Raw genomic sequence first — 4128 nt, 5'->3', positions numbered from 1 at the left:
CGGCGAGAGGTGGGAGTTCGTCCGGGTGTTCCGGATGAACTCAGACCTTCCTGTGACGGTCGGCTTCATGTCTCAGGCACCGATGGGTCGAGAGGACTCGACCGACACCCGGGGGCACCCGCATGAAAACCCTGAAAGTCCCTCAGAGCCTGGAGTCGCTCCGATGACCACAACCACAACGGGTCCCGATACCACCCGTTCACCCGGCACACCCCACACGCTGCGCCGACGGGGTGACCTGGTCTTCTCGGGCACCGCGCTGGCCGCCGGGATCATCATCCTCGTCACCCTCGCCGCGGTGGCGCTGTTCCTGATCGTGCAGTCGATCCCCGCCCTGTCGGCGGACACGTCGGACAATCACATCCTCGCGGGCCAGTCGTTCCTCTCGTGGGTCTGGCCGTTCGTCTTCGGCACGCTGTGGTCGAGCCTCATCGCCCTCGTCATCGCCGCTCCGATCGCCATCGGCATCGCGCTCTTCATCTCGCACTACGCCCCCCGCAGGCTCGCCGGCTTCCTCGGCTACATCATCGATCTGCTGGCCGCTGTGCCGTCGGTCGTGTTCGGCCTCTGGGGTGCGCTCACCTTCGCCCCGATGCTCGTGCCCTTCTACAAGTGGCTGAACGAGCACCTCGGGTGGATCCCGATCTTCAGCGGAACGCCCTCGGGCACCGGCAAGACGATCCTCACGGCATCCCTCGTCCTCGCCGTGATGATCCTGCCCATCATGACCGCCATCTGCCGCGAGGTCTTCCTGCAGACACCGAAGCTCCACGAGGAGGCCGCCCTGGCCCTCGGCGCGACGCGCTGGGAGATGGTCAGGATGGCCGTGCTGCCCTTCGCCCGCAGCGGCATGGTGTCGGGCGCGATGCTCGGCCTCGGCCGTGCGCTGGGCGAGACCATGGCCGTGACGCTCGTGCTCTCTCCCCTCGGCATCATCACGTTCAACCTGATCAACCCGGAGAACCCGACGACGATCCCCGCGATCATCGCCCTGCGGTTCCCCGAAGCCCACGACGAGGGCGTCAACACGCTCATCGCCGCGGGTCTGATCCTCTTCATCGTCACCTTCGCGGTCAACTTCGTCGCCCGCTGGATCGTCTCGCGCCGTGCCGAGTTCTCGGGAGCAAACTGACATGACCACCACACTCACCCCCTCGCCCTCCTCGGTGGCCGCTCCCACCCACAGCACGTCGGCCGGGCGCCTGCCGAAGTGGGCGCCGTGGGCGCTGCTGCTGGTCGCGTTCGTGGTGTCCGCGACGATCTTCGCGTTCGTCAACGTGGGCAACGACCCGGCCGACTTCAACATCGCGCTCACCCTCGTCGTCGGCCTGATCTTCTACATGGCGCTGATCATGGTGATCTCGACCGTCGTCGAGAGCCGCCGCCACGCGATCGACCGCCTCATGACCGCGCTGGTCTCCGGGGCCTTCGTGGTCGCGCTGCTCCCTCTCATCTCGCTGCTGTACACCGTGGTCGTGAACGGCCTGATGCGCTTCGACGGCGAGTTCTTCAGCTTCTCGATGCGCAACATCGTCGGCGAGGGCGGCGGCGCCGTGCACGCCATCTGGGGAACGCTCCTGATCACCCTCGGTGCGACCGTGATCTCGGTGCCGATCGGCCTGATGACCTCGATCTACCTGGTCGAGTACGGCGAAGGACGCAAGCTCGCCCGCGGCATCACCTTCCTCGTCGACGTCATGACCGGCATCCCGTCGATCGTCGCCGGTCTGTTCATCTACTCGGTGTTCTCCCTGATCGTCGGTCCGGGAACCCGGATGGGCATCATGGGCTCGCTCGCGCTGTCGGTGCTGATGATCCCCGTCGTGGTGCGCGGATCGGAAGAGCTGCTCCGCATCGTCCCGAACGAGCTGCGCGAGGCCGCCTACGCCCTCGGCGTGCCGAAGTGGCTGACGATCATCAAGGTCGTGCTGCCGACCGCGATCGCCGGCATCCTCACCAGCGTGATGCTGGCCATCTCCCGCGTCATCGGCGAGACCGCGCCGCTGCTGCTCACCGTCGGCATCGTGCAGGGCATGAACCTCAACATGTTCAGCGGCCAGATGGCGACTCTGCCGGTGTTCTCGTACATGCAGGCGAAGTACCCCGGCATCCCCGTCGACGCCTACCTCGATCGGGCGTGGGCTGCGGCTCTCACCCTCATCGTCATCGTGATGGTGCTGAACCTGCTGGCTCGCATCATCGCCAAGGTGTTCGCACCCAAGATCAACGGCCGCTGAGCCGACATACCCGACTGACTGACTGACTGAACAAGAAGGATCTCCCGTGTCCAAGAGCATCGAAGTCAACGACCTCAACGTCTACTACAGCGACTTCCTCGCTGTCGAAGGCGTCAGCATCGACATCAAGCCCAACACCGTGACGGCGTTCATCGGCCCGTCCGGCTGCGGCAAGTCCACCTTCCTCCGCACCCTCAACCGCATGCACGAGGTCATCCCCGGCGCACGCGTCGAGGGCGAGGTGCTGATCGACGGCAAGAACCTCTACGGCACCGGCGTCGACCCCGTGCTGGTGCGTCGCCAGGTCGGCATGGTCTTCCAGCGTCCGAACCCCTTCCCGACCATGTCGATCAAGGAGAACGTGCTCGCCGGCGTGAAGCTGAACAACACGCGCATGGCGAAGAGCGATCAGGACGCCCTCGTCGAGAAGTCGCTGCGCGGCGCGAACCTGTGGAACGAGGTCAAGGACCGTCTCGACCGCCCGGGATCCGGACTCTCCGGTGGACAGCAGCAGCGTCTGTGCATCGCCCGCGCGATCGCCGTCTCGCCCGACGTGATCCTCATGGACGAGCCGTGCTCGGCCCTCGACCCGATCTCGACCTTCGCGATCGAGGAGCTGATCGCCGAGATCAAGACCCAGTACACGGTCGTGATCGTGACGCACAACATGCAGCAGGCGAGCCGCGTCTCCGACAAGACGGCGTTCTTCAACATCGCCGGCACCGGCAAGCCCGGCAAGCTCATCGAGTACGACGACACCCGCACCATGTTCACGACGCCCTCCGTGCAGGCCACCGAGGACTACGTCTCGGGACGCTTCGGATAACCCGCTCCCCCGCCCTCCCCTCCGGGGTTCTCCACCGTCCGGTCCGCGTCTCGCGGGCACGACGTCGGAGCAGGAGGCTCGACACGCCGTGCGGCCCTGTGGCCCCACGGCGTGTCGTCGTCGTGGGGCCTAAGCGGTGCCCGCAGTGGCGCGATGAACCTCTGCTGCAGCCCGCGAACGGCTCAGTCGCGCGGCGAGAGCAGGTAGCGGTTGAGGTCGGCGGTGAGATCGTGGTCGACCGGCAGCTCGACCCCGTCGACGGCGGTGATCGGAGCGGCCAGGCGCACGCTCGAGACGAGCCACGCGGCATCCGCACGAGGCAGGTCGGATGCCGGGACCCGCGCATACTCCGCGGCGAGGCCGCGATCCGCCAGATACTCGTAGACGCTGAGCTGCGTCGTGCCGTGCAGGATTCCGCCGTTCGGCGCGGGCGTCACGAAGCGATCGCCCAGGCGCAGGATCAGCGATGCCGTCGGCGCCTCCAGCACGAAGCCGTCGCGCGACAGGAAGATCGCGTCGTCGGCGCCCCGCCGGTGCGCCTCGCGCAGTGCGGCCATGTTGACGGCATACGAGAGGGTCTTGGCTCCGAGCAGCAGCCAGGGCGCATTCGCGGCGACATCGAGGTCGTATCCGCGGTCGAGCGTCACCACGCGGACGCCCCGCTCGCGCACCTCGGAGAAGTCCGATGCCGGTGCCGCCGTCACCCACGCGGTCGGAGTCGGGCCGTGCTCCACTCCCCGGCTGAGGATGAGCTTGATGACGTACTCGCCCGCCTCGCAGTGCTCCGCGGCGCGCTCGATGGCCTGGCGCCACTGCGCGTGGTTCGGGAGGGGCAGATCGCACAGTGCCGCGGAGTGCGCGAGCCGCTCCAGATGCGGCACGACCTCCTGGGCATGTCCGTCGATCACGCCGATCGATTCGAAGACACCGTCTCCGCGCTGCGTGCTCAGCTCGCCGACGCTCAGCGCAGGCGCCGCCGCATCGACGAGGGTGAACGTGTCGGCGAAGTCCGCGCGGACGACGTCGGATGCTGCGGGGTCGATCATCAGAGCGAAGCGCCGGGTC

Annotated in this window: 4 protein-coding genes; 3 read left to right on the top strand and 1 reads right to left on the bottom strand. The window is 67.2% G+C overall.

The features are described 5' to 3' along the window. Positions 1-163: 163 nt before the first annotated feature. Genes pstC through pstB form a run of 3 tightly spaced genes read left to right on the top strand, consistent with a single transcriptional unit; the run spans position 164 to position 3063 of the window. Positions 164-1132: a phosphate ABC transporter permease subunit PstC gene (gene pstC, locus ABTZ43_RS17045; RefSeq protein WP_056420296.1), complete on the top strand. Its 969-nt coding sequence runs from the start codon at positions 164-166 to the stop codon at positions 1130-1132. Between the two features lies 1 nt (position 1133). Then, positions 1134-2237, top strand: coding sequence for a phosphate ABC transporter permease PstA (gene pstA / locus ABTZ43_RS17040; RefSeq protein ID WP_350539626.1), 1104 nt, complete (start codon positions 1134-1136; stop codon positions 2235-2237). A gap of 46 nt (positions 2238-2283) precedes the next feature. Further along, positions 2284-3063, top strand: coding sequence for a phosphate ABC transporter ATP-binding protein PstB (gene pstB / locus ABTZ43_RS17035; protein WP_045254296.1), 780 nt, complete (start codon positions 2284-2286; stop codon positions 3061-3063). A gap of 182 nt (positions 3064-3245) precedes the next feature. On the opposite strand, the gene ABTZ43_RS17030 is transcribed toward pstB, so the two are convergent. Continuing rightward, complete coding sequence (locus tag ABTZ43_RS17030; RefSeq protein WP_350539627.1) at positions 3246-4109, bottom strand: aminotransferase class IV; 864 nt, start codon at positions 4107-4109, stop codon at positions 3246-3248. Positions 4110-4128: the final 19 nt, after the last annotated feature.

It is taken from the genome of Microbacterium sp. NPDC097977 (assembly GCF_040302605.1).
GTDB lineage: Bacteria > Actinomycetota > Actinomycetes > Actinomycetales > Microbacteriaceae > Microbacterium.
This window is presented reverse-complemented; position numbering and strand designations above follow the sequence as displayed.